This window comes from Mycolicibacterium sp. P4_G11, assembly GCF_056555145.1.
The window spans coordinates 225,622-247,972 of the sequence record NZ_JBFUJW010000013.1 but is presented as its reverse complement, the minus strand read 5'-3'; the positions used below and the strand labels follow the sequence as shown (position 1 = coordinate 247,972).

20 protein-coding genes are annotated in these 22,351 nt (G+C 66.4%); 5 read left to right on the top strand and 15 right to left on the bottom strand.

Translation table 11 applies throughout. From position 1 onward, the window contains the following. Nucleotides 1-329 precede the first annotated feature (329 nt). The gene (gene mddA / locus AC1U2B_RS25770) at nt 330-1,094 is read left to right on the top strand and encodes a methanethiol S-methyltransferase (RefSeq protein ID WP_480219024.1); all 765 of its coding nucleotides are present in this window, start codon (nt 330-332) and stop codon (nt 1,092-1,094) included. An 18-nt stretch (nt 1,095-1,112) separates the two neighbouring features. Here mddA and AC1U2B_RS25765 read toward each other — a convergent pair whose 3' ends face one another. From AC1U2B_RS25765 to AC1U2B_RS25745, 5 genes are all read right to left on the bottom strand, one after another. After that, nucleotides 1,113-2,333 (bottom strand): acyl-CoA dehydrogenase family protein, encoded by a 1,221-nt coding sequence (locus AC1U2B_RS25765; RefSeq protein WP_480219023.1) that lies wholly within the window; start codon nt 2,331-2,333, stop codon nt 1,113-1,115. Further along, nucleotides 2,330-3,325: a GNAT family N-acetyltransferase gene (locus AC1U2B_RS25760; protein WP_480219022.1), complete on the bottom strand. Its 996-nt coding sequence runs from the start codon at nt 3,323-3,325 to the stop codon at nt 2,330-2,332. The genes AC1U2B_RS25765 and AC1U2B_RS25760 overlap by 4 nt, the downstream gene beginning before the upstream one ends. Then, complete coding sequence (locus AC1U2B_RS25755; RefSeq protein WP_480219021.1) at nt 3,322-4,869, bottom strand: APC family permease; 1,548 nt, start codon at nt 4,867-4,869, stop codon at nt 3,322-3,324. The genes AC1U2B_RS25760 and AC1U2B_RS25755 overlap by 4 nt, the downstream gene beginning before the upstream one ends. Before the next feature lie 103 nt (nt 4,870-4,972). Continuing rightward, nucleotides 4,973-6,355, bottom strand: coding sequence for an LLM class flavin-dependent oxidoreductase (locus AC1U2B_RS25750; RefSeq protein ID WP_480219020.1), 1,383 nt, complete (start codon nt 6,353-6,355; stop codon nt 4,973-4,975). Further along, a complete protein-coding gene (locus tag AC1U2B_RS25745) occupies nt 6,352-7,674 on the bottom strand; it encodes an NtaA/DmoA family FMN-dependent monooxygenase (RefSeq protein ID WP_480219019.1) in 1,323 nt (440 codons plus the stop codon). The genes AC1U2B_RS25750 and AC1U2B_RS25745 overlap by 4 nt, the downstream gene beginning before the upstream one ends. Before the next feature lie 192 nt (nt 7,675-7,866). On the opposite strand from AC1U2B_RS25745, the gene AC1U2B_RS25740 reads away from it, so the two are divergent. After that, complete coding sequence (locus tag AC1U2B_RS25740; protein ID WP_480219018.1) at nt 7,867-8,781, top strand: zinc-binding dehydrogenase; 915 nt, start codon at nt 7,867-7,869, stop codon at nt 8,779-8,781. Between the two features lie 57 nt (nt 8,782-8,838). On the opposite strand, the gene lepA is transcribed toward AC1U2B_RS25740, so the two are convergent. Continuing rightward, complete coding sequence (lepA, locus tag AC1U2B_RS25735) at nt 8,839-10,734, bottom strand: translation elongation factor 4 (protein WP_480219028.1); 1,896 nt, start codon at nt 10,732-10,734, stop codon at nt 8,839-8,841. A 57-nt stretch (nt 10,735-10,791) separates the two neighbouring features. On the opposite strand from lepA, the gene AC1U2B_RS25730 reads away from it, so the two are divergent. Continuing rightward, nucleotides 10,792-11,406: a type II toxin-antitoxin system PemK/MazF family toxin gene (locus AC1U2B_RS25730; RefSeq protein ID WP_480219017.1), complete on the top strand. Its 615-nt coding sequence runs from the start codon at nt 10,792-10,794 to the stop codon at nt 11,404-11,406. 5 nt (nt 11,407-11,411) lie between these two features. On the opposite strand, the gene AC1U2B_RS25725 is transcribed toward AC1U2B_RS25730, so the two are convergent. From AC1U2B_RS25725 to AC1U2B_RS25705, 5 genes are all read right to left on the bottom strand, one after another. Beyond that, nucleotides 11,412-12,020: a GNAT family N-acetyltransferase gene (locus AC1U2B_RS25725; RefSeq protein ID WP_480219016.1), complete on the bottom strand. Its 609-nt coding sequence runs from the start codon at nt 12,018-12,020 to the stop codon at nt 11,412-11,414. A gap of 72 nt (nt 12,021-12,092) precedes the next feature. Further along, nucleotides 12,093-12,524, bottom strand: coding sequence for a CBS domain-containing protein (locus AC1U2B_RS25720; RefSeq protein ID WP_043394196.1), 432 nt, complete (start codon nt 12,522-12,524; stop codon nt 12,093-12,095). A 66-nt stretch (nt 12,525-12,590) separates the two neighbouring features. Further along, a complete protein-coding gene (locus tag AC1U2B_RS25715) occupies nt 12,591-13,430 on the bottom strand; it encodes a transglutaminase family protein (protein ID WP_043394198.1) in 840 nt (279 codons plus the stop codon). Between the two features lies 1 nt (nt 13,431). Beyond that, the gene (locus AC1U2B_RS25710; protein WP_020102144.1) at nt 13,432-14,403 is read right to left on the bottom strand and encodes an alpha-E domain-containing protein; all 972 of its coding nucleotides are present in this window, start codon (nt 14,401-14,403) and stop codon (nt 13,432-13,434) included. After that, nucleotides 14,403-15,935: a circularly permuted type 2 ATP-grasp protein gene (locus AC1U2B_RS25705; RefSeq protein ID WP_377042187.1), complete on the bottom strand. Its 1,533-nt coding sequence runs from the start codon at nt 15,933-15,935 to the stop codon at nt 14,403-14,405. The genes AC1U2B_RS25710 and AC1U2B_RS25705 overlap by 1 nt, the downstream gene beginning before the upstream one ends. Nucleotides 15,936-16,287: 352 nt before the next feature. Here AC1U2B_RS25705 and rpsT point away from each other — a divergent pair, with 352 nt between their 5' ends. Further along, on the top strand, nt 16,288-16,548 hold the full coding sequence (rpsT, locus tag AC1U2B_RS25700; protein ID WP_043394204.1) for a 30S ribosomal protein S20: 261 nt from the start codon (nt 16,288-16,290) through the stop codon (nt 16,546-16,548). 66 nt (nt 16,549-16,614) lie between these two features. Here rpsT and holA read toward each other — a convergent pair whose 3' ends face one another. Then, entirely contained in the window at nt 16,615-17,577 is a 963-nt protein-coding gene (gene holA, locus AC1U2B_RS25695; RefSeq protein WP_480219015.1) for a DNA polymerase III subunit delta, read from the bottom strand. A 140-nt stretch (nt 17,578-17,717) separates the two neighbouring features. Here holA and AC1U2B_RS25690 point away from each other — a divergent pair, with 140 nt between their 5' ends. Next, nucleotides 17,718-18,434, top strand: coding sequence for a hypothetical protein (locus AC1U2B_RS25690; protein ID WP_480219014.1), 717 nt, complete (start codon nt 17,718-17,720; stop codon nt 18,432-18,434). Nucleotides 18,435-18,571: 137 nt separating this feature from the next. Here the strand turns inward: AC1U2B_RS25690 and AC1U2B_RS25685 are convergent, their stop codons facing one another. Genes AC1U2B_RS25685 through AC1U2B_RS25675 form a run of 3 tightly spaced genes read right to left on the bottom strand, consistent with a single transcriptional unit; the run spans nt 18,572 to nt 22,239 of the window. Beyond that, nucleotides 18,572-19,930, bottom strand: coding sequence for a type I glutamate--ammonia ligase (locus AC1U2B_RS25685; RefSeq protein ID WP_480219013.1), 1,359 nt, complete (start codon nt 19,928-19,930; stop codon nt 18,572-18,574). Nucleotides 19,931-19,960: 30 nt separating this feature from the next. Then, nucleotides 19,961-21,430, bottom strand: coding sequence for a ComEC/Rec2 family competence protein (locus AC1U2B_RS25680; RefSeq protein WP_480219012.1), 1,470 nt, complete (start codon nt 21,428-21,430; stop codon nt 19,961-19,963). Further along, complete coding sequence (locus AC1U2B_RS25675) at nt 21,427-22,239, bottom strand: ComEA family DNA-binding protein (protein WP_480219011.1); 813 nt, start codon at nt 22,237-22,239, stop codon at nt 21,427-21,429. Before AC1U2B_RS25675 ends, AC1U2B_RS25680 begins: the two co-directional genes overlap by 4 nt. Nucleotides 22,240-22,351 lie beyond the last annotated feature (112 nt).

Sequence of the window (22,351 nt, the reverse complement as noted above, 5' to 3'; positions counted from 1 at the left end):
CGCCGTGGCGTGATACCGCCACCCCTGCTCGAACAACGCGACAACCGCACCACGCTGCCCCTCGGTCAACGAACTACGAGGATGCAAAAAAGTACTCCCCAGAACAAGGAACTGAACTTCTCAGTCCAACTTCTGGGGAGCACTTCAGAGTTGGGGGTTTTCGCGTCTCGCGGACCGCCAAAGAAATACATACCCACCTGCGGGTTTCAGGAATATATTGAAAGAGTGACCAGGGGCTGCAGCGCCAGGTATGACGTCACGGACCGGCAGTCTGCCGGCCCCTCCTCCATCTCTTGCGTCACCGGACCATTCGAGATTCGGAGGACAGGATGAAGCGCTATCTGACACTGGGTTACGGCGTGCTGTGTTACGCGGTGTTCCTGGTCTCGTTCCTCTACGCGATCGGCTTCGTGGGCAACGTGGTGGTGCCCCGCACCGTCGACCACGGGATCGCCGCATCGGTCGGCGAGGCGGTGGTGGTCAATCTGGTGCTGCTCGGCCTGTTCGCGGGGCAACACAGCGTGATGGCGCGGCCGGCGTTCAAACAGATGTGGACCCGTTTCGTGCCGCAGTCCATCGAACGCAGCACCTACGTCCTGATGTCGAGTCTGCTGTTGGGCCTGCTGTTCTGGCAGTGGCGGACCATGCCACAGGTCGTTTGGCACGTCAGCGCGCCGGCCGGGCGCTACGCGCTGCTCACGCTGTTCTGGGCGGGCTGGGCGATCGTGCTGATGTCGACATTCATGATCAGCCACTTCGATCTGTTCGGGCTGCGCCAGGTGTACCTGGCGTGGCGCGGAAAACCCTACCGCGACTTGCCTTTCCGGACCACGCTGTTCTACCGGGTGGTGCGGCACCCGATCATGGTGGGATTCCTCATCGCCTTCTGGGCCACCCCGACGATGACCGCGGGGCATCTGATGTTCGCGCTCGCCACCACCGGATACATCCTGATCGCGATCCAGCTCGAGGAGCACGACCTGACTGCGAGTCTCGGTGACTCGTACCGGAATTACCGTGCCGAGGTACCCATGATGATCCCCGGGCTACACCACCACGGCGGTCACTCCGCCGGCCCGCACCACGCGGTCTGACTCCACGGGCGTGGGCCGCTAATTTCCTTGTCCCCCACGCCCGAACGCGGCGAAGTCCGGCACCGGATCGGTGCCGTTGATCAGGTGATCGCCCAGGATGCGCGCCTTGTACACCCGCGGGTTGTGCGAGGCCAGCGTGCGAGCGTTGCGCCAATGCCGGTCCAGGCCACGCTCTTCGGACACCCCGGATGCGCCGAGCGCGTCGAAGACGTTCGTGGTGGCACGCAGGGCCGCCGCGATGATCACCAGCTGCGCCTGGGCCACGGCCACCTCGGCCGCGATCAGCCTGCGCTGGGCACCGTCGGGGTCTCCGGCAATCCGGTCCAGCGCTTCGCCGGCCTTGGCAAGCGCGGCCTCTGCGGCGAACGCATCGGCGGACACCTCACCGATGACGGCCAGCAATTGCGCGTCCTGAGCGGGCACCTCGGTCAGCCCCTGCGGGTAGTTGCGCTTGCGGCCGACCAAGGCCGCCGATCCGTCCCGCAGTGCCGCCCTGGTGATTCCGGTCAGCACCGACAACATCGCCGTCTGATAGAAGTGCCCTTGATAGGCGAACCGCTCGGCGGCCGGGAACACGTCTCCGCGTTCGGCCCGCACTCGCTCATAGCGGGCGGTCCCGCTGGCCGTGGTGCGCTGGCCGAATCCGTCCCAGTCGTCGACCAAGGTGACCCCGGGACCATCGGCGCGCACCAGTGCGGTGAGCAGTTCGCCGTCGGCACCGCGACCGAGCACATCGAGCCAGTCGGCGTAAAGACTGCCGGTGGCATAGAATTTCGCGCCGGTCACCCGGTAGTGGTCCCCCTCGGCGGCGACGGTGGTGACCAGGTTGGCCAGTGTGACATTGTTGGCTTCCGTCCACCCGCCCCCGACGAACTCACCGGCGCGGAACCGATTGATCCAGGCGTCATTGGTATCCGATACCGGCGCATTCAGCCGGTCTTCGACGAAGGCCAGATGGTTACGCCAGATGTGCGAAACGTTGGCGTCGGCCTCGCCCAGATCCGCGAGCAGTAGGAACACCTGCTGCAGTGAGGCGCCGAAACCACCGCGATCCAACGGGATTCGCAATGTGCCGAACGCCGCTTCGTTGAGCAGGCTCACCTGTTCATGTGGGAAGGTGCGGGTGCGTTCGCGTTCCAGATTCGCCTCGGCGATCTTGGCGAAGACCGGGGCGAAGTGCGCTCGCAGGTCGTCGAGATCGGCGGTGGCGGTCTGTAGATAGTTTGTGGTGGAACTCATTTGGCGGATCCTTCGGAGTCGATGCGGTACGCGGACTGGTGTTCGACTGCGACATATCCCAGTCGGGCATACAGCAGATGCGCCTTGCTCGCGTTGTTGACATCGGTGCCCAGTGACGCGATCGACAGGCCGCGGCGCAGCGCCGCCAGCCAGATCTTGCGCAGCAAGAACTCACCGATACCGTGCTTACGCTGATCTGCGCGCACCCCGATGTAATCGGTGTGGGCGCTGCGTTCCTCGGCACCGCCGATCAGATGTGTGTAGGTCGAGCCCAGCACATACCCGACCACCTCGCCCGCTTGGTTGACCACCGCGTTACTGAAATCCGGTGTGAAAGAACGGCTCTCGATGTGGTGGGCGAAGCTCTCCGGCGTCTTGGACATGTTGCCGAAGTGTTCGAGGAACGTGTCGAACTGCAGGCTGCGCACCTGCTCGGCCAGGCCCCGCTCGATCACTTCCGGCCAACTCAGCAAGGTGAACCCGGGCAGCGTGAGGGCCTGCAGGTACTCGGCATCCTCGTCCTCCAGGGACTTGCGGGTCCGGATGAACCTGCCTTCTTCGGTGGCACCGCGTCGGATGAGGGCGTCGAGGGCGGTCTGCTGCGTGGGCCCGATGAAGCTGCGCAGGAACGCTTTCGGGATCGTGGCGGCTTCCCTTTCGAACCGGGCCAATACCGCCGTAACGGTGTCGTCGACGACGTAGTGCGCGGCGGCCGGGTCGAAGACGAAATCGGCCAGGAACTCCGGGGCCAGCCCGTGCGGCTCATGTAGTGCCGCATAACCCCTTACGCGCTGCGCTTCGTCGCGCACCACCACCAGCGCGCCGGGAAGGACGTCGTCGAATTGTTCAGCGATATCGCGAGAATCGGCCGCGAACTTGCGCCCACTGATGCCGACAGTGGTGGCCAGGAAATCGGCGATCTGCGGATGATCGATCGGCGTCGCGGGTGTCACCGTCCAGCTGGCGACGCTGCGTTCTGCTTCCAGTGTCATGGCGCCACCGGCTCCTTGTCTCGGCGCGGCTCGAGGTCGTCATCAGCACTCGACTGCTCAGCCCGGTCATCGAGCACTTCGAGGATGCCTTCGTCGATCAGCCGCTGCTGCTCGGACTCGGACAAGGTTTGGATAGAGCCGATCCGGCGCGCCACCTCGGGGCGGGTGCGCTTGAGGTACCAGTACCAGGCCAGCCCGGCCAGCAGGATTCCCCCGTAGATGAGCGGCAGGATGTTGAACGGGAACTTCGGTGCGGGGTAGAAGTTGCTGAAGATGACGTACCCGATGGCCAGTGTCGCGGCCACGGACACGATGAGCCGCAGCGGGGTGAGGGCCCGAATCTTGTACAGCCAGATCGGCGTTGCGACGACGACGAGAAGGTAACTGATCAGAAAGCCCCAGTTGGAGACGTAGCCGCCGTAGACGTCGAACACCACGCGGCCCGCCGAGCTCACGGTGGCCACCACCGAGAAGGCGAAGGACAGCACGCCGATGAAGGCGATGCCGACCCACGGCGTCTTGTACTTGGGATGCACCTTGGTCAACGCGGCCGGCAGCGCGCCCTCGTGGGCGAAGGTGAACAGCGACCGCGCCGCGGCGGTGGTCACCGCGGTGACGAACACGATGAACGCAATCGCAACGGTTCCGCTGACGAGCTGGTTCACCCAGTGCACGCCGGTGGAATCCGCGAGCTGCGGCAGGATCGCCTTGTCACCGTCGATGGAGTTGAAGTGCAGGATCTGCGGGTAGGTCGACACGACGTAGAGCACACCCAGTAGCAGCACCACCCGTAGCAGCGAGCGGGCGATATTGCGGTGTGCGTCTTTGGCTTCCGCGCCGAGCGAGGCGACGCTCTCGAAGCCGGCGTATGAACCGACGGCGGATACCGCGGCGATGAAGGTGGCACTGCTGCCCAGATGCGCCGGGTTCCACTGATCCCAATCGACGCGGAATCCGTATCCGAGATACGAGGCGACGATGATCACCAGAATCGACGCGATCGCGATCAGTTCGAAGACCAACTCGTACTTGGCTGCGATGGACGCACCGCGGAACGGCAGGTAGGTCCCGACGCCGACGATGACCACCACCAGCAGCAGACGGAACCACGTTGCCTGCGAACCCAATCCGATGGATTCCAGGAACGAGTCGAGGTAGACGACGCCGCCCAGGGTGCCGGTGGTGGCGAAGCCGATGTAACCGATCAGCAGGCTGAAACCGGCGGTGTAGGCGAACCCCGGCCCGAGCCCATTACCGGTGTAGGTGCCCAGTGAGCCGGATGACACGGTGCGCTTGGCCTGGAAGCTGATGGTGGTGGCGATCAGCACGGTGATGCCCAAGCCGACGAGCACCGCCCAGGTCGCTCCACTACCGGCGGCCACGAAAAGCGCGAAGGGCACCGACGCCAGCGCGACGCTGGGTGCGGCAGCCGCCAGGCCCTGTGCGAAGACCCCCCAGAATCCCAGCGCGTCTTTCTGCAACCCGTGGCCTTGCGCGGAGGCCAGTGCGCGGCCGGCCAGCTCTACGCGATTCGGTGCGGACACATTGCCTGCCTTTCCACCCTGCGTAATGCTTTGCCGCACAGGTATTTACCGATCCATTACCGTGATGTTCACTGTCCCGCAGTCACGGCCGATACGGCAGCGATCAAATCGACGGGATTCTTTGATGCCGGAACGCGGTACCGGGATGATCGTCGGGCAGCAGTGCGGACCCGCCGCCGAAAACTCGCTGGCGCAACGTCTGCGAATGGCCGGCCTCACGCGCCCGCCCCCGCCGGCGCAGTTCGGGGATCAGGTATTCGGCGACGTCGACGAAGCTGCCGGGGGTGATGTGATACGCGATGTTGAAGCCGTCGACGCCGGTGTGCTCCGCGTAACGTTCCAGGTCGTCGGCGACGGTACGGCCCGAGCCGACGAACAATGCGCCGCCGAAGCCGCCGAGCCCACCGGCATAGTCACGCAACGTAAGACGCTGGCGCGCATCGGGATCGGCGACGGCCGCCAGGATCGACCGGCTGGCGTCGGTGTCGAACTGCTCGATCGGCCGGTCCACCCCGTAGTCGGACCAGTCGACACCCGAGAGCGCCGACAACAGCACCAGACCGGCCTCGAGATCGTGGTAACCCGCCAGCTCGTCGGCCTTCGCCCGTGCCGCGGTATCGGTGCTGTCGGTGACGACCTCGATCGAGGTCAGAAATTTGATGGCGTCCGGGCGCCGCCCGTATTGCACTGCGCGGCGCCGGATATCGGTGATGTTGGCGCGCAACACATCTGGCCTGGGATCGCTGGCGAATACCAACTCGGCATTGCGCGCCGCGAATTCTCTTCCCGCCGACGATGTTCCGGCCTGGAACAGCACGGGAGTGCGTTGCGGGGACGGTTCGACCAGATGCGCACCCGGCACGCTGAAGTAGCGGCCTTGATGCCCGATGGGGTGGACCTTGTCGGCGTCGGTGTAGACACCGCGGTCACGGTCGCGCAGTATCGCGTCGGGTTCCCAGGACCCTTCCCACAGCTTGTAGGTGACCTCGAGGAATTCTTGCGCCATCGCGTACCGCTCATCGTGCGGGATCTGCCGGTCGCGTCCGATGATGTTGCGGGCCGCGCTGTCCAGTAGTGAGGTGACGATGTTCCACCCGATCCGCCCACCGGTGAGGTGGTCGAGCGTACTGAACTTGCGCGCCAACAGATATGGACTCTCATAGGTGGTGGAGACGGTGATGCCGAACCCGAGATGCTCGGTGGCGGCCGCCATCGCCGAGACGGCGAGCATGGGGTCGGTGACCGGTGTCTGTACCGCGCCGGTGAGCGCCGCCTGCGCGCTGCCACCGAAGACATCGAGCTGTCCGACCGCATCGGCGATGAAGAGCAGATCGAAGCCACCGGCCTCCAATAGCTGTGCGAGCTCCACCCAGTACCGGAGGTCGGTGTATCGAGACGTCTGGTCCTGCGGGTGACGCCACATACCGAAGTTGCCGTGCGACACCGTCGACATGGTGAAACCGGCGAGGACGAAAGGCTCCGTCATCGGGCACCCGGCGAAGAAAGCGACGGAGACCGAGTCGGGATCTCCAGCCCGAGATGCGACCGCAGGGTGGTGCCCGCGTATTCGTGGCGGAACAGGCCGCGCTTGCGCAGCAGCGGCACAACCTGATCGACGAACAACTCGACCTGACCGGGCAATCCCGAGTCCCGCAGGACGAAACCGTCTGCGGCGCCTTCGGTGAACCATTCCTCGAGCTCATCGGCTATCTGTTCCGGCGTGCCGACGACCCCGGCGCCCCAGCCGTTGACGGTGCGATACAGGAAGTCCCGCACCGTCGGGCTTTCCGCGGCCAGCGCGCGATATCCGGCCAGCGCGGTCTGGTGCGTCTGAGTGAATTCGGGAAATGCCGAGGCGGGCACGGGTCCGTCGAGATCGGCGCCGACAACGTCGACCTCGACCTCGAGCAACCAGGCGGCTTGATATTCGGGACTGAAGTACTCGTACTCGTCACGTTCGGCACGGCGCGCCTCGTCTTCGGTCGAGCCGATGACGTAGCGGAAGGACGGGGTGATCAGCGGTGGTCCCACACGACCGAGACGCCGCGCCTCTTGGTCGATCTGTCGATAGAACTCTTGCGCCCGGCCGCGATTGCCATGACTGGTGAAGATGACCTCGGCGTGCTTGGCCGCGAAAGTCCTTCCGGTAGTTGATGCTCCGGCCTGGAATATCACCGGCTGGCCCTGCGCGGAGCGCGAGGCACCCAACGGGCCTGTCACGTCGAAGTACTTTCCGTGATGGTCTGCCGCGCGAATCTTGTTGACGTCGTGGAACACCCCTGCTGCCCGGTCCTCGATGATCGTGTCCTCGCCCCAGCCATCCCACAGCTTGCGAACCACATCGAGCGCTTCTTCGGCGATCTGGTAGCGCTCGTCGTGATCGACCACGCCTTGCGCACTGAAATTGTCCGCCGCCGCGCGCGCGAAGCTGGTCACCAGATTCCAGCCGGCACGCCCACCACTGAGGTGATCGAGCGAAAGCAGTTGCCGCGCCAGGTGGAAAGGATGCTGCAGCGTCGCCGAGCCCGTGACCACCAATCCGATGTGGTCGGTTACCGACGACAACGCGGCCGTCGCGGTCAACGGTTCGAAATCCTCGGGAATCTTGTAGGCCCAGGTGGCCTGCGGCCCGTAGTTCAACCCGTCGGCGAAGAACAGCGCGTCGAAGGTACCTGCTTCCGCCGTCTGCGCGTGCTTGATGAGCCGGCGACGCACACCGGCAGTGCTGTTGTCCGCATCGGGATGCCGCCACGGTCCGGCAGATCGGGTGTTGCCGAAGGCGAGCAGATGAAGTTCTTTCGACACAGGGAGCAAGCTACGACTCGACGTGCCAGGCGCCCACAGTTGCGCTCAGAACGATGCGATGGGAACAACCCGCCGCGTCGATCAGTCGTGTGCTATTGCCGCTCAACGGGTTTGCCCTTGAGGACACGTCCCTGTGCGCCACGGTGTCCGAATACCGGGAATACGGGAATACCTTCCGGGGTTGGCCTGTTCGTGCGCGCTCTCGTCTATGCCCCCGACGCCCCTGCCAATCTCCGGTTCGACGAGGTGGCCGAACCTTCACCCACCGAGTCCCAGGCGCTGATCGACGTGCATGCGATTGCACTGAACTTCGGCGAGCTGCACTTCATCGACCAGATGCGCCGTCCGGGCGAAGTTCCGGGGTGGGACAGTGCCGGCGTCGTGGTTCGGGCCGCCGCCGACGGCTCGGGGCCTCAGGTGGGGGCACGCGTGGTCGGATTCGGCGGTGAGGCCGGCTGGGCGGAACGACGTGTCGTGTCGACCGACAATATGGCCGAGCTGCCCGAGTTCGTCGAGTTCGAGGATGCCGCCGCCCTTCCGGTGGCCGGCGTCACCGCACTGCAGGCACTGCGCGCTCTCGGCCCGGTCGTCGGCCGCCGGGTTTTGGTCACCGGTGCCTCCGGCGGGGTCGGACGGTTCGCCGTGCAACTGGCGGCTCGGGCCGGCGCCCATGTGGTCGCCGCGGTCGGAAGCGCACCCCGCGGCGAAGGCCTGGCGGAACTGGGCGCGGCCGAAGTGGTGGTCGGGCTCGATGCGGTAACCGAGCCGGTGTTCGGGGTGCTCGACAACGTCGGCGGCAAGCTCTTGGCACAGGCCTTCAGCCTGGTGTCCGACGGTGGCTCGGTGCAGTCCATCGGGATGGCCTCCAATGAGCCCACCACGATCAACTTCGAGGCCGAACGGCGCACCGGTGCTCGGAAACGCTTGGAGCCGTTCACAGTCCGGGCACCATTTCGCGCCGATCTGGATTACCTGCTGACGCTGCTGGCCGACTGCGAAATCGATGCGCAGATCGGACTGCGGGACTCGTGGGAGAACATCGCCGATGCCGCGCAGGCGTTGTTGGGGCGCACCGTCGCGGGCAAGGCCGTGCTGCGGGTCGTCTGACCTCTGGATTTGTGCACGATCATCCGCGGTCACCGCGGAAAATCGTGCACAAATTCACTACTTCTTGGGCTTGTCGCTCGCCGCATCGGAGGACAGCGCGGCCACGAAGGCTTCCTGCGGAACTTCCACCCGGCCAATGGTTTTCATGCGCTTCTTGCCCTCCTTCTGCTTCTCGAGCAGCTTGCGCTTACGGGTGATGTCACCGCCGTAGCACTTGGAGAGCACGTCCTTGCGGATGGCCCGAATATTCTCGCGCGCAATGATTCTCGACCCGATGGCAGCCTGCACCGGCACCTCGAACTGCTGGCGCGGGATCAGTTCCTTGAGCTTGGTGGTCATCTTGTTGCCGTATGCGGCCGCACCGTCCTTGTGCACGATGGCACTGAACGCGTCGACGGCCTCGCCCTGCAGCAGGATGTCGACCTTCACCAGGTCGGCTTCCTGCTCGCCGGCCTCTTCGTAATCGAGGCTGGCATAGCCGCGCGTGCGCGACTTCAGCGAGTCGAAGAAGTCGAAGATGATCTCACCGAGCGGCATCGTGTAGCGCAGCTCGACGCGCTCCGGGGACAGGTAGTCCATCCCGCCCAGCTCGCCGCGACGCTGCTGGCACAGCTCCATGATGGTGCCGATGAACTCGCTGGGCGCGATCACCGTCGTCTTCACGACGGGCTCAAAGACGCTGCGCACCTTGCCTTCTGGCCAGATGGACGGGTTCGTCACGATCAGCTCGCTGTTGTCGTCTTTGACCACGCGGTACACCACGTTGGGCGCCGTGGAGATGAGATCGAGGTTGAATTCCCGTTCCAGGCGCTCGCGGGTGATCTCCATGTGCAGCAGGCCCAGAAAGCCGCAGCGGAAACCGAAGCCGAGCGCCACGGAGGTTTCCGGCTCGTAGGTCAGCGCGGCGTCGTTGAGCTGCAGCTTGTCCAAGGCCTCGCGCAGCACGGGATAGTCCGAGCCATCCACGGGATACAGGCCTGAGTAGACCATCGGCCGCGGTTCGCGGTAGCCGGTCAGGGCCTCGGTCGCGCCGTGCCTGGCCGAGGTGACGGTGTCACCGACCTTGGACTGGCGGACGTCCTTCACGCCGGTGATCAGGTAGCCGACCTCACCGACGCCGAGACCGTCGGAGGCCTTCGGCTCCGGCGAGACGATGCCGACCTCGAGCAACTCGTGTGTCGCGCCCGTGGACATCATCTTGATCTTCTCGCGCGGGTTGAGCTTGCCGTCCACCACGCGCACGTAGGTGACCACACCGCGGTAGATGTCGTAGACCGAGTCGAAGATCATCGCCCGCGCGGGTGCGTCGGCGTCGCCGACGGGCGCCGGGATCAGTCGCACCACCTCGTCGAGAAGCTCGCGCACCCCCTCGCCCGTCTTGCCGGAGACGCGGAGCACATCGGACGGCTCGCAGCCGATGATGTGCGCGATCTCGCCGGCGTAGCGGTCCGGGTCGGCGGCGGGCAGATCGATCTTGTTGAGCACCGGGATGATGGTCAGGTCCCGGTCCAGTGCCAGGTACAGGTTGGCCAGCGTCTGCGCCTCGATGCCCTGTGCGGCGTCCACGAGCAGCACCGCGCCCTCGCAAGCCTCCAGCGCGCGGGACACCTCGTAGGTGAAGTCGACGTGGCCTGGGGTGTCGATGAGGTGCAGCACGAAATCCTCACCGTTCACCTGCCACGGCAGCCGCACGTTCTGGGCCTTGATGGTGATACCGCGCTCACGCTCGATGTCCATCCGGTCCAGGTACTGGGCCCGCATATCGCGGTCGGCGACGACACCGGTGATCCCCAGCATCCGGTCGGCCAACGTCGACTTGCCGTGGTCGATGTGGGCGATGATGCAGAAGTTCCGAATCTGCGCCGGCGCAGTGAACGTCTTGTCGGCGAAACTGCTGATGGGAATCTCCTGATAAAGGTCGGTCTGCGCACCGTCATATGCCGCGACGCGCAGCTACCAGGGTATCGAGCCTGGACCCCGGCGACTAAATCGCGGCCCGGAAACTCCCCTATGCTCGAACACATGGCGTCGCAGTGGAGGACGTTCCAGCGTCTGGCGGAACAACTGGTGTTCAACGAGGCGCCGCGACTCATCCGTAACTTGCAGCAGCCTGACGGGCTGTCACGGACCATCCAGCAGGGCATCCGGTTCGGTATCGAGGTGGGTCTGACGGCGCTCGGCGCTGTGCCGACGGAGTCGCAGGCGGCCATCACCGCGGGGCGCCCCGTCACCGAGAACATGGTCCCGACAGCCCACCGCGCCCGTCGCGTCGTCTATGCACCCGACCTGGACGGCCAGGCCGACCCTGGCGAGATCGTCTGGACCTGGGTCGTCTACGAAGACGACCCGACCCGCGGCAAGGACCGTCCCGTGCTGGTCGTGGGCCGCGACCGCACCACCCTGCTGGGGCTGATGCTGTCCAGCCAGGACCACCACCAGAGCGACCCCGACTGGGTGGGCATCGGATCGGGCAGCTGGGACTACGAAGGACGCGCCAGCTGGGTGCGCCTCGATCGTGTGCTCGACGTGCCGGAGGAAGGCATCCGCCGCGAGGGCGCGATCCTCGAACGCGAGAAGTTCGAGCTCATCGCCGCCCGCCTGCGGGCCGGCTACTCCTGGAGCTGAGCCCTCTACCGGGGCTGCCGCCACATCGGAATCAGGCTCGGTCCGCCGTTGGGCAGCTTCATCTCGCCGGTGACCTCGAACCCGAACCGCTCGTAGTACGGCACGTTCACCGGATTGCTCGACTCCAGGTAGGCGGGCGCGTGCTCGGCGTCGCAGCGGTCCAGCCCGGATCGCATCAGGGCCTGCCCGAAACCGCCGCCGCGCACCGTCGGGTCGCTACCGATCACCGCGAGATACCAGTGCGGCTCCTCCGGGTGATGCTTCTTCATCAACTCCGCGGCCGCCTGTCCGCGCAACACCGCGGTGCCGAACGTCAGCAGCATCATGGGCACGGCCCGCAGCTCGGCGCTGCGCGACTGCTGCCACTTGCCCGGCGGATCCCACAGTGCCGCCGCACCGATGCCGTCCGCCGACGAGGCGATCTCGACGCCACCGTGATCGAAGTGCTGGTACTTGGTGAGCGCCGCGAACAAGCGCGGCAATCGGCGCCGACGCAGTCCGTCGTCGGGAAGCATCCATTTCATGACGGGGTCGTCGGCGAATGCGCCGGCCAAGGTGTGCGATATGCCACCGATGTCGGAACGAGTGGCCGCCCGGGTCTGAATTTCACGCATGCCGCCAGCTTGCCCGAATTGTGCGCCGAAACCGGCGTGTCGCCGTACAGACTCCCCCGCTCGCGGGAAAAGCTAACCGCCTTGGGTGATGTAGTCCTGCAGGCGCTGCTGCTCGGTCTCGAGCTCTTCCATGCGGGTCTTGACGACGTCGCCGATGCTGACGATGCCGGCCAGCCGGCCGTCGTCGAGGACGGGTACGTGCCGCACCCGGTTCTGGGTCATCAGCACCACGAGGTGGTCGACGGTGTCGCGCGGCGTACAGGTCGCCAGGACGGTCGTCATGATCTCCGAAACCGGCTGGCCCAGTAGGCCACCGCCGCGCTTGTGCAGCTCACGCACCACGTCGCGTTCGGACACGATGCCGGCCAAGCCGTCCGGCCCGACCACCACCATGGCACCGATGTTCAGCGCCGAGAGGCTGGCCAACAATTGGGACACCGTGGTCTCCGGGGCGATGGTCGCTACCGCGGCACCCTTGTTACTCAGCACGTCCGCGATCCGCATCGCCCGCCTCCGATCGTGATCTCCCTCACACCATGGTAGTCGGCGCCGGACGGTACGACGGGAAAGTCAAGCGAGCCGGGTGATTTCCACGACGACATCCAGATCGGTGGACCCCTCGCCCGAGTAGATGCCCTTCAGCGGCGTGACGTCCGAATAGTCCCGTCCGACAGCGACGGTCACGTACTGCTCGTTGATCTCGACGTCGTTGGTCGGGTCGTAGTCCCACCAGCCGCCGGTCCAGGCCTGCACCCAGGCGTGACTCTGCCCTTCGATGGTGTCGCCGACCTCCGCCCGGCGCTGCGGGTGCAGGTAACCGGAGACATACCGGCCCGGAATCCCCATGCTGCGCAACAAGATCAGTGTGAGGTGCGCGAAGTCCTGACAGACGCCCTTGCCTTCGCGCAGCGCATCCAGTCCTGACGAGTGCACACCCGTGGTACCCGGGACGTAGTCCAGCTCGGTGTTGACCCAGTTCGCCGCGGCGATTACCGCTTCCTGCGGGTCGTAGTACTTCATGATCCGCTGACCGACGCGCTGCAGCCGCTTGCTGATGGGCGTGTACGCGGTCGGGACGAGGAGTTCGTCGAACCGGTCGCGGACGCCGGCACCCGCCAGGTCGTCCCAGGTGACCAGTTCCGCGGGCATTTCACCTTTGTCGGTTTCGACGACCGACGACGACGTCACCTCCAGCTCGGTGTGCGGCGCGTGCAGATCGAAGGCCGTCACCGCTGTGCCCCAGTAGTCGATGTACCGGTAGGAGCGGGTGGCCGGCGCGGTCTCCACCCGGTTGAGGACGACGTTCTGCCGCGAGTCCGAGCGCGGCGTCAACCGGGCCTCGTTGAACGACGCCGTCACCGGCGACTTGTAGGCATACCCGGTGGCATGGACAACTCTGAGCCGCCACATATCAGATTTCACCTTCTTCGATAACCGACACCGGGTGGCCCGCGTCCGTCCATGCGACCCACGGCGCCGCGTGAAAGTACTCCAGCGCCAATGCTTCTCCGATTTCCCGGCAGCTGCGCTGCAGACCCGCCAGACGATCCTCCAGGGAGTCCAACAGCAGGCCCGGCTGCAGGAACTCCAGCTCGCTGCGCGCCCGGCCCAGGAGGCGTTGCGCCTCACCGGTGGCACCAATGCGGTCGTGCGGCCTGTTGTGCAGCTCGTCCAGATGCCGCTCGGCCAGCCGCAGTGAATAGAACACCGACCGCGGAAACAGCCGGTCCAGCAACATGAATTCGACGACGCGGCCGGCGTCGAGCACACCGCGGTAGGTCCGCAGGTAGGTGTCGTGCGCGCCGGCCGAGCGCAGCACCGTCACCCATGCCGGCGACGACGCACTGTCACCGACGCGGGCCAGCAGCAGACGCACCGTCATGTCGACACGCTCGATCGCCCGGCCCAGCATCATGAAGCGGTAGCCGTCGTCGCGCGACAGCGTCGAGTCGGCCAGACCGGCGAACATCGCCGCCCGGCCTTCCACGAAGCTCAAGAACTCATGCGGCCCAAGCCTTCTCGCCGCCCGCTCGCGCTCGGCCAGGGCGTTGTAGGTGGTGTTGAGGCACTCCCACATCTCGGTGGACGTGACTTCGCGTGCGCCGCGGGCATTTTCGCGGGCCGCCGAGATCGACTCGACGATCGAATTCTGCCCGTCACCGCGGCCGAACGCGACCAGGTCGGTCAACGACCACATGTCCAGCGGGGCCGCCGGCGGCTCGATCCCGAGGACCCGCAACAACGTTCGCGATGCCAGGTCCGGGTCGACGCTCGAGTCCTCCAACAACTGGTGCACAGTGACGTCCAGGATGCGGGCGGTGTCGTCGGCCCGCTCGACGTAGCGGCCGATCCAGTACAGCGATTCCGCGTTGCGCGCCAACATCAGTACATCACCGCCTGTTGCTGTTGCTGCTGCTGTTGCTGGGCAGTTTGGACGGCCTGCTGCGGTGGTCCCTCGTCAGCGGCCTGGCCGGCCGACGGCAGGGAGCGGACGACTTCGGCGGCGCCGAGCTCGTGCGTGGCGGTCGAAGCCCGCGACGCCAGCACCCAGGTGTCCTTCGAGCCGCCACCCTGACTGGAGTTGACCACCAGCGAGCCCTCCGGCAGCGCTACGCGGGTCAGCCCGCCGGGCAGCACCCAGACGTCGTCACCGTCGTTGACCGCGAACGGCCGTAGATCGACGTGCCGCGGAGCCAGCTTGTCTCCGATCCGCGTCGGCACCGTCGACAGCTGCACCACCGGTTGGGCGATCCAGCCGCGCGGGTCGGCGCGGACCTTCTTCGAGATCGTGGCGATCTCCTTCTCCGAGGCGTCCGGCCCGAAGACGATGCCGTAGCCGCCGGAACCCTCGACCGGTTTGATCACCAGCTCGCGGATCCGGTCGAGCACTTCCTCGCACTCCTCTTCGAGCCAGCAGCGGTACGTGTCGACGTTCGCCAGCAGCGGCTTCTCGCCCAGGTAGTACTCGATGATGGTCGGCACGTACGTGTAGACCAGCTTGTCGTCGCCGACCCCGTTGCCTACCGCGCTGGAGATGACGACGTTGCCCGCCCGCGCCGCGTTGAGCAGGCCGGCGACGCCGAGCACGGTGTCGGGCCGGAACTGCATGGGGTCCAGATATATGTCGTCGATCCGCCGGTAGATGACGTCCACCTGGCGCTCGCCTTCGGTGGTCCGCATGTAGACGACGTTGTCGCGACAGAACAGGTCGCGGCCCTCGACGAGCTCGACGCCCATCTGCCGGGCCAGCAGCGAGTGCTCGAAGTAGGCGGAGTTGTAGACACCCGGGGTGAGAACCACCACGGTCGGGTCGGCTTCGTTGGACGCCGCCGCGTTGCGCAGCGCCCGCAGCAGGTGCGACGAGTAGTCGCCGACGGCCCGGACCCGGTGCGTGGCGAACAGGTTGGGGAAGACGCGGGCCATGGTGCGCCGGTTCTCCATCACGTAGGACACCCCCGACGGCGAGCGCAGGTTGTCCTCGAGCACCCGGAAGTCGCCCTTGTCGTCGCGAACCAGGTCGATGCCCGCGACGTGGATGCGGACGCCGTTGGGCGGGGCGATGCCGACCGCCTCGCGGTGGAAGTGCTCGCACGAGGTCACCAACCGGCGCGGGATCACCCCGTCACGCAGGATCTCCTGATCGCCGTAGACGTCGTCGAGGTACATCTCCAGCGCCTTGACCCGCTGCTTGATGCCCTTTTCGAGCTTCGCCCACTCGGCGGCCGCGATGACTCGGGGCACCAGGTCCAGCGGGAACGGCCGTTCCTGACCGGACAGCGAGAACGTGATGCCCTGATCGGTGAACGCGCGGCCGAGTGCTTCGGACCGAGCCGCCAACTCGGACGTGTCCGACGGCGCCAGCTCGGCGAAGACGCCTTTGTAGAGGCCGCGCACGACGCCCTGGGCGTCGAACATCTCGTCGTACGCCTCGGCATAACTGTCGACGTCGTCGTAGCCATTGAAGACGCCGTCGTAGCGATTCCCTGGGGTGGTTGGCCGCGACCGTACGGGTCCACTGCGCGATGTCCGTGGGCTCATGCCAGACATGCTGCATCAACCTGGCGGTTTCGGCAGGGCAAGTTGATATTCACCGATATGCTCAGGGTCGTCGCCAGCCAGTGCGCGCACTCCGCGCTTTGGGGTTTTCGCGTGGACGCTGGTAACCTGAACAGTCGCTGCCCGTTGACGGGCGAAGAGCGCAGACTTAAGACCGAGCATGCTCCTCCGGAGAACATGCCCAAAATGAGATTTAGAAGGAACGACACGCGTGGCCAACATCAAGTCGCAGGAAAAGCGCATCCGCACCAACGAGATTGCCCGTCTGCGTAACCAGTCGGTGAAGTCCGCGCTGCGTACCGCCATCCGCGGCTTCCGTGAGGCCGTCGACGCGGGCGAGAAGGACAAGGCCGGCGAGCTGCTCGCCGCCACCAACCGCAAGCTGGACAAGGCCGCCACCAAGGGTGTCATCCACAAGAACCAGGCCGCCAACAAGAAGTCGGCGCTGACCCTGGCCTTCAACAAGCTCTGAGCTCAGCCTCGTAGTTTTCGCGAAACCGCGGCCCGATGATCGGGCCGCGGTTTTGTTGTGTTCGCCTCAGTTGTCGGCCAGCTCGGCGACGCGACGCACCGCCGATTCCAGCGCGTAGTCGGCACTGGCCGCGGCGCCTTTGACGTCGGCGTTCAACGCCGCGACCACCCGCAGCGCCTCGGCCACGGTGTCCCGGGACCAGCGCCGGGCCTGCTTCTGTGCTTTCTGCACCCGCCACGGCGGCATGCCCAGCTCCCCCGCCAACCGGTACGGGTCCCCCGACTGTCCACCGACCCGCGCGATCGAATGCACCGCCTCGGCCAGCGCATCGGCCAGCACCACGTGCGGCACCCCGCCGGCCATCGCCCAGCGCAGCGCCTCGGCGACGCCGCTGACGTCACCCGAGACGGCCTTGTCGGCGATGTCGAAGCCGTTCACCTCCGCCTTGCCGGAGTGGTAGCGACGCACTGCGGCGACATCGATCTGACCACCGGTGTCGGCCACCAGCTGCGAGCAGGCAGCGGCGAGTTCGCGGATGTCTGAGCCGACCGAGTCGAGCACGGCGTTGATCGCGTCGTCGCTGACCTTCACCTTCAACGACCGGAATTCCTTGCGCACGAAGTCGGCGCGCTCGGCGGGCTTGGCGATCTTCGCGCACAGATGCACCTCGGCGCCAAGCTTTTTCAGCTGATCAGCCAGCGCCTTGGCGCGGCCGCCACCGGAATGCACGACGACGAGCATGGTGCCGCCGGGCAGGTCAGTCGCGGCATCGGCGATGAGAGCGACGGCGTCCTTGCCCGCTTCGGCGGCGGACTCCAGGACCACCACGCGTTCCTCGGCGAACAGCGACGGGCTCAGCAGTTCGGCGAGCTCACTGGTGGACACATCACCGGCCCTCAGCCGGTCGACCGGCACGTTGTCGTTGCCGGCCAGCTTGCGTGCAGCCCGCAACACGTCGGCCACGGCCCGCTCGACCAGCAGTTCCTCGTCGCCCAACACCAGATGCAACGCCTCGGTCGATCCACTCACCCGTTGATCGTTTCATGGCGAGCAGACAATCAGCGCAGTGCGGGTTGCCAAGTCTGCCTTAGGGTTGAAATGCGCGATTGCCGATGCCGCCGCATGCCCGGCACAGGTGGCTCCACTGGCTCCGAGAGGCGGTACCAACCATGGCTGGCATCGATGAGGAAACTCTCATTGCCGCAGTCGCGGACTGGCAATTGAATGAGGTTCGGATTCTTGAACCGGGAGCAACGACGCGGCAGCTCATTCCCGAAGCCTGGTGGCCCGTGGCCGAATCTACTGACCCCGACGAACGCAAACGCGCGGCCCTGGAATTGTGGAATGAGGACTTCCTCGCATTGATCCCCCACTATGCGCACGCGCTGCAGACTGCGCTCGTCGACGTTCGGGTGGCCAAGCACAGGTACTACAGCGCACCATCACTCGACTATGTCCTGCGCACCGACGAAGGCGAACTACGCGTATGGGCGGGCGACGATCCTCGAACCTTCGGAGACATCGACCCCCCACTCTTCGATGCTGTCCCCACACCAGTACAAACATTCCTGCGTCAGGTTCACGCCGGCTACGCCACATTCGACGGCGAAACCCACGGATTAGTTGCGCCTTCTGGCATGGTCACCCTCGCGGCACGCTGGTTTCAGGCGCCCGACACGAACGAGATCATCGAGTGGTTCGAAGACGTTCCGTTTCCCGGTACTCAGCGATTGCTGTTCCTCACCGGCAATGGAGATGACATCGCGCTCTATGTCTCACCAGACCTCCCACCAGGCCAGGCAATCACCTACTACGAACCTGACTTCGAAATCGCGCCGTTCGGTGAAGCTCTGGACGACTTCATCACCAGGCCGTTGGATAACTGAGCCATGACCAATCCCGGTCCGTAGCTGTGGAACCTGTGCTTGGACGCCCGCTGACCTACGCGCGCTCGCGAGGCTGACCTCAGGGTGATTTCTGAGCTGATTTTCCGCCGTGCAGTCAGGCTCGGGAGGCTGAACCCTCACACGCTCCAGGCCAACCGGAACTTCTCGGCCAGTTCGGTGTCGGACAGGTCGCCGTAGTTCTGCTGCTCGTAGCCACGCACGCCCAGGACGGCGTCGACGGCCGCGTCCCCGAGGATGTCGCGGACCACGGCGCTGGCGCGCAGCGCGTCGAGCACCTCGGTCTGCTTCGCCGGCAGCGTCGTCACGCCGGCGTGCTCGCGTTGTGCTTCCGTCAGGGACCCCGGGTCGACGGTCACTTCGGGTGGCAGCGGCAGTTCCCGGCTGATGCCGTCGAGCGCCAACCCGAGGATGGTCGCCGAGGCGAGGTACGGATTGGCCGACGGGTCGACGATCTTCACCTCGGCGTTGGCGCCGTAAGGATTTCCGGACGCGGCGCTGACGAACCGGACGGCGGCCTCCCGGTTCTCGGTGCCCCAACAGACGGTGGCACCCGACCAGCTCCCCGGTTGGATGCGCAGCCCCGACACGATTGAGCCACACAGGACACCCTGCGCACCGGGCAGACCGGCCAGCAGTCCCGCGACCGCCGACTCACCGGCCGCCGTCATCCCGCGGGCTCCCGAACCGCCGGAGAACACCGGCACCCCGTCGCGGCACAGCGAAAAGTGTTGATGCGCACCAGAACCCACGCTGCCGGCGAAAGGAACCGGCGACAGGCTGATGCGCAGACCATGGCGGCGGGCCACCCGGCTGATGATGATCCGGGCCAGCACCAGCTGGTCGGCGGCAGCCACCGGATCACGAGGCACCAGCGAGAATTCGAATTGGTTGGCCCCGTATTCGGGATGGAACTGTTCGATCGCCACGCCCGCGGCGGCGGACGCGTCCATCACGTCGCGGACAAATCCCTCGAATTCGAGCACGCCGGCCAGCCCGTACTGCGCCCACATCGCGGACGGCAGCTGAGCGCCATCAGGGCCGACGAGCACGAACTCGACCTCATGTCCGACGGTGGCCGTCGAACCGGCCGCTGCCAATCTTTGCGTAACTCGTTGCAGCACACCGCGACCGCAGTGCGGGTCGGGGTTGCCGTCCTGCGTGAAGAACGCGCCGGGCGCCCAAGCGAGTCCGTCACCGAGCATGCGGAGTCCCGCCAGGTCGACGCGTACCCGCCGATCCCCGACCACGCCAGTCTGGTCGCCGAACACGATGCCGGTCTGATCGATGGCGAACACATGCCACGTCGGGCTGGTGCCGAGCCCGTGTTCGGCGAATCCCGCCACCCGGTTCAGCGGAACCACCTTGACCTGCGTCAGTCCTGCGGCGTTGACCACCGTGCCGATCAGGGTCCCCACGCCGGCCGCTTCGAGCGCCGCAACCGCCGCTGCCACGGACCCGGCCGGATCGTCATTCACGTCAATAATTCTGCATCGCGCCGCGGGGGTTCATGGGCGTATCGCATTTCCTCGTCGCCGGCGCCACACGGCCACCAACAGCGCGCCTCCCACTGTCGTCGCGCCAAGCAGCAGCGCGCCACCCCAGCCCGACGGAACACTGACCGCCGCTCCCGGAACCGCGGCACTCCACCGCGCCACGTGCAACAGCCACCACAGTTCGGGTCCGGTGAACCTGATCAACAGCTGCGCCGCAGCGGGCCAGCACCACGCCATAGCCGCAGCCGCGGTGCCGAGGATCGTGATAGGCGGAATAACCGGAGCAACAAGGAGATTGGCTGCCACCGCGACCAGACTCAGACTGCCCGATATCGCCGCAACCAACGGCGCCGTGACGAGTTGCGCGGCGACGGCCACGCAAACGGCGTCAGCGATCAACTTCGGCCAGCCGCGACCCACCAGGCGGCGCGACCACCCCGGCGCGATGACCACGAGTCCCGCCGTCGCCACCACCGACAGCGCGAATCCGGCGTCCACCGCGAGCGCCGGCGAAATGACCATCAGTACCAGCACACTGGCCGACAACGCCGGGATGGCCTGCCGCCGTCGATGCACCAGCATCCCCATCAACATCACCGAACCCATTGCTGCGGCGCGCAATACGCTCGGCGACGGTTGCACGATGACGACGAACGCGAACAGCGTCACCGCAGCCAACCCGACAGCGATCCGAGGTCCGACCAGTGCCGCGCTCAGCAGCACCGCGCCGCACACGATCGTCACGTTCGCGCCCGACACCGCGGTCAGGTGCGTCAGCCCAGCGCGCCGGAACGCGGCCGCGGTGTCCGACTCGACCGCCGACACGTCGCCCAGCACGAGTCCCGGGAGCATCGCCGCCTGATCCGGCGGCAGCGACAGCCGTGCGGCCTCGCCGAATTCAGCCCGCATGTGTGCCGCCGCGCGCTGCCCGGTCGACGCCGTCCCGAATCGGGGCGCGCCCACCGCGGCCAGCACTGCCACCGACAGGTCCCGCCGCTTCGGCCGGATGACCCTGGCCCGGAACGCCATCGGGCGACCCACGCCGACCTCCGAATAGCCGATGGCCGGAGCGAAAACCATGACCCGACCGGATGATTCGGTGTCCTGGAGCCGCTGCAACGATGCTGTGAACATCAGCCGACCACCCTGGATGGTCTTCGGGGACTCGGCCGGCGTGACGGTCACCGTCACCGTCGTGCCGAACCTTGTCGCCAGAGGATGGGTGTCGACGGCGTGCACGCGCACCGTCGCGACGATCGCGAACGCCGCACCCACCGCCGCCACTGCGAGCACCGCGGGCCAGCGCACCGAACCCACCCACAGACCGACGCCCACGACGGCCGCCACCGCGACGACGACCGCTGCCAGCGCTGCCCACGGACCCCACCACACGCCGACCGCGGTCACCGTCCAGCACGTCAGTGCGGCCGGCACCAATCTCAGGTCGATGCCCGGGACGTCCGGCGCGGGAGCTCCCGTCACACCTTGACCAGCTCACGCAGTTTCTCCAGCCGACTCGGCCCGATGCCGTCGACCTCACCCAGCTGGTCAACGCTCGCGAACCGACCGTTGGCGGTACGCCACGCCACAATCGCTTTCGCCATGACGGGGCCGATACCGGGCAGGCCGTCGAGTTGCTCCTCTGTCGCGGTGTTCAGATCGACCGGCCCTTTGGGATCCTTGCCCCCATCGGGCGGCCCCTTCTCCGGCGCGGTGGACGTCGCGCCGGCCGAACTGCGCATCACCGCCGGCGCACCCACCGGCGCGGTGATGCCGACCAGAATCTGCTCGCCGTCGGCCACCTTGCGGGCCATGTTCAGGCCGACCAGGTCGGCACCGGCCAGCGCTCCCCCGGCGGCCGTCACCGCGTCGGCGATGCGAGCGCCGGCGGGAAGCGTCACCAAACCCGGCTTGTGCACCAGGCCCGCCACGCTGACCACGACGTCCTCGGCCTTCCCCGGTGGCGCAGGTGGCCCCGGCGCGGAGGACGAAACCATCTGCACCGGAGGCAGTTTCGCCGCGGTCACCGGCGGCTTGTCATCACCGAGCACCGCGATCACCGTCACCAGGACCGCGACCACGCCGACCACCGCGAGCGCGATCACCCCGGCGCGCCCAGGATCGGCCCGCACCGACGCGAGCCACCCTGGGCTGCCGGGTACCGCGTCGGGCAGCCAGCGTGACAGCGAGGTGTCGTCGTTCGCGTCGGATTCGCTGTCTGGATCCGTCGTGTCTCCCGGCTGTGCGGTCAGTCGCCGCTGGGTCCGGTCGATCGGTGTCTGCGTGACCATGTCCGCGACGTTAGGCACCGTCACCGACCAAGACGCCGCGAAAATGCGGCCGAATGCGCCGCCTGTGGATCAATCGCGTTCTGTGGATGAATCGTCCAACCACCCGTCAAAG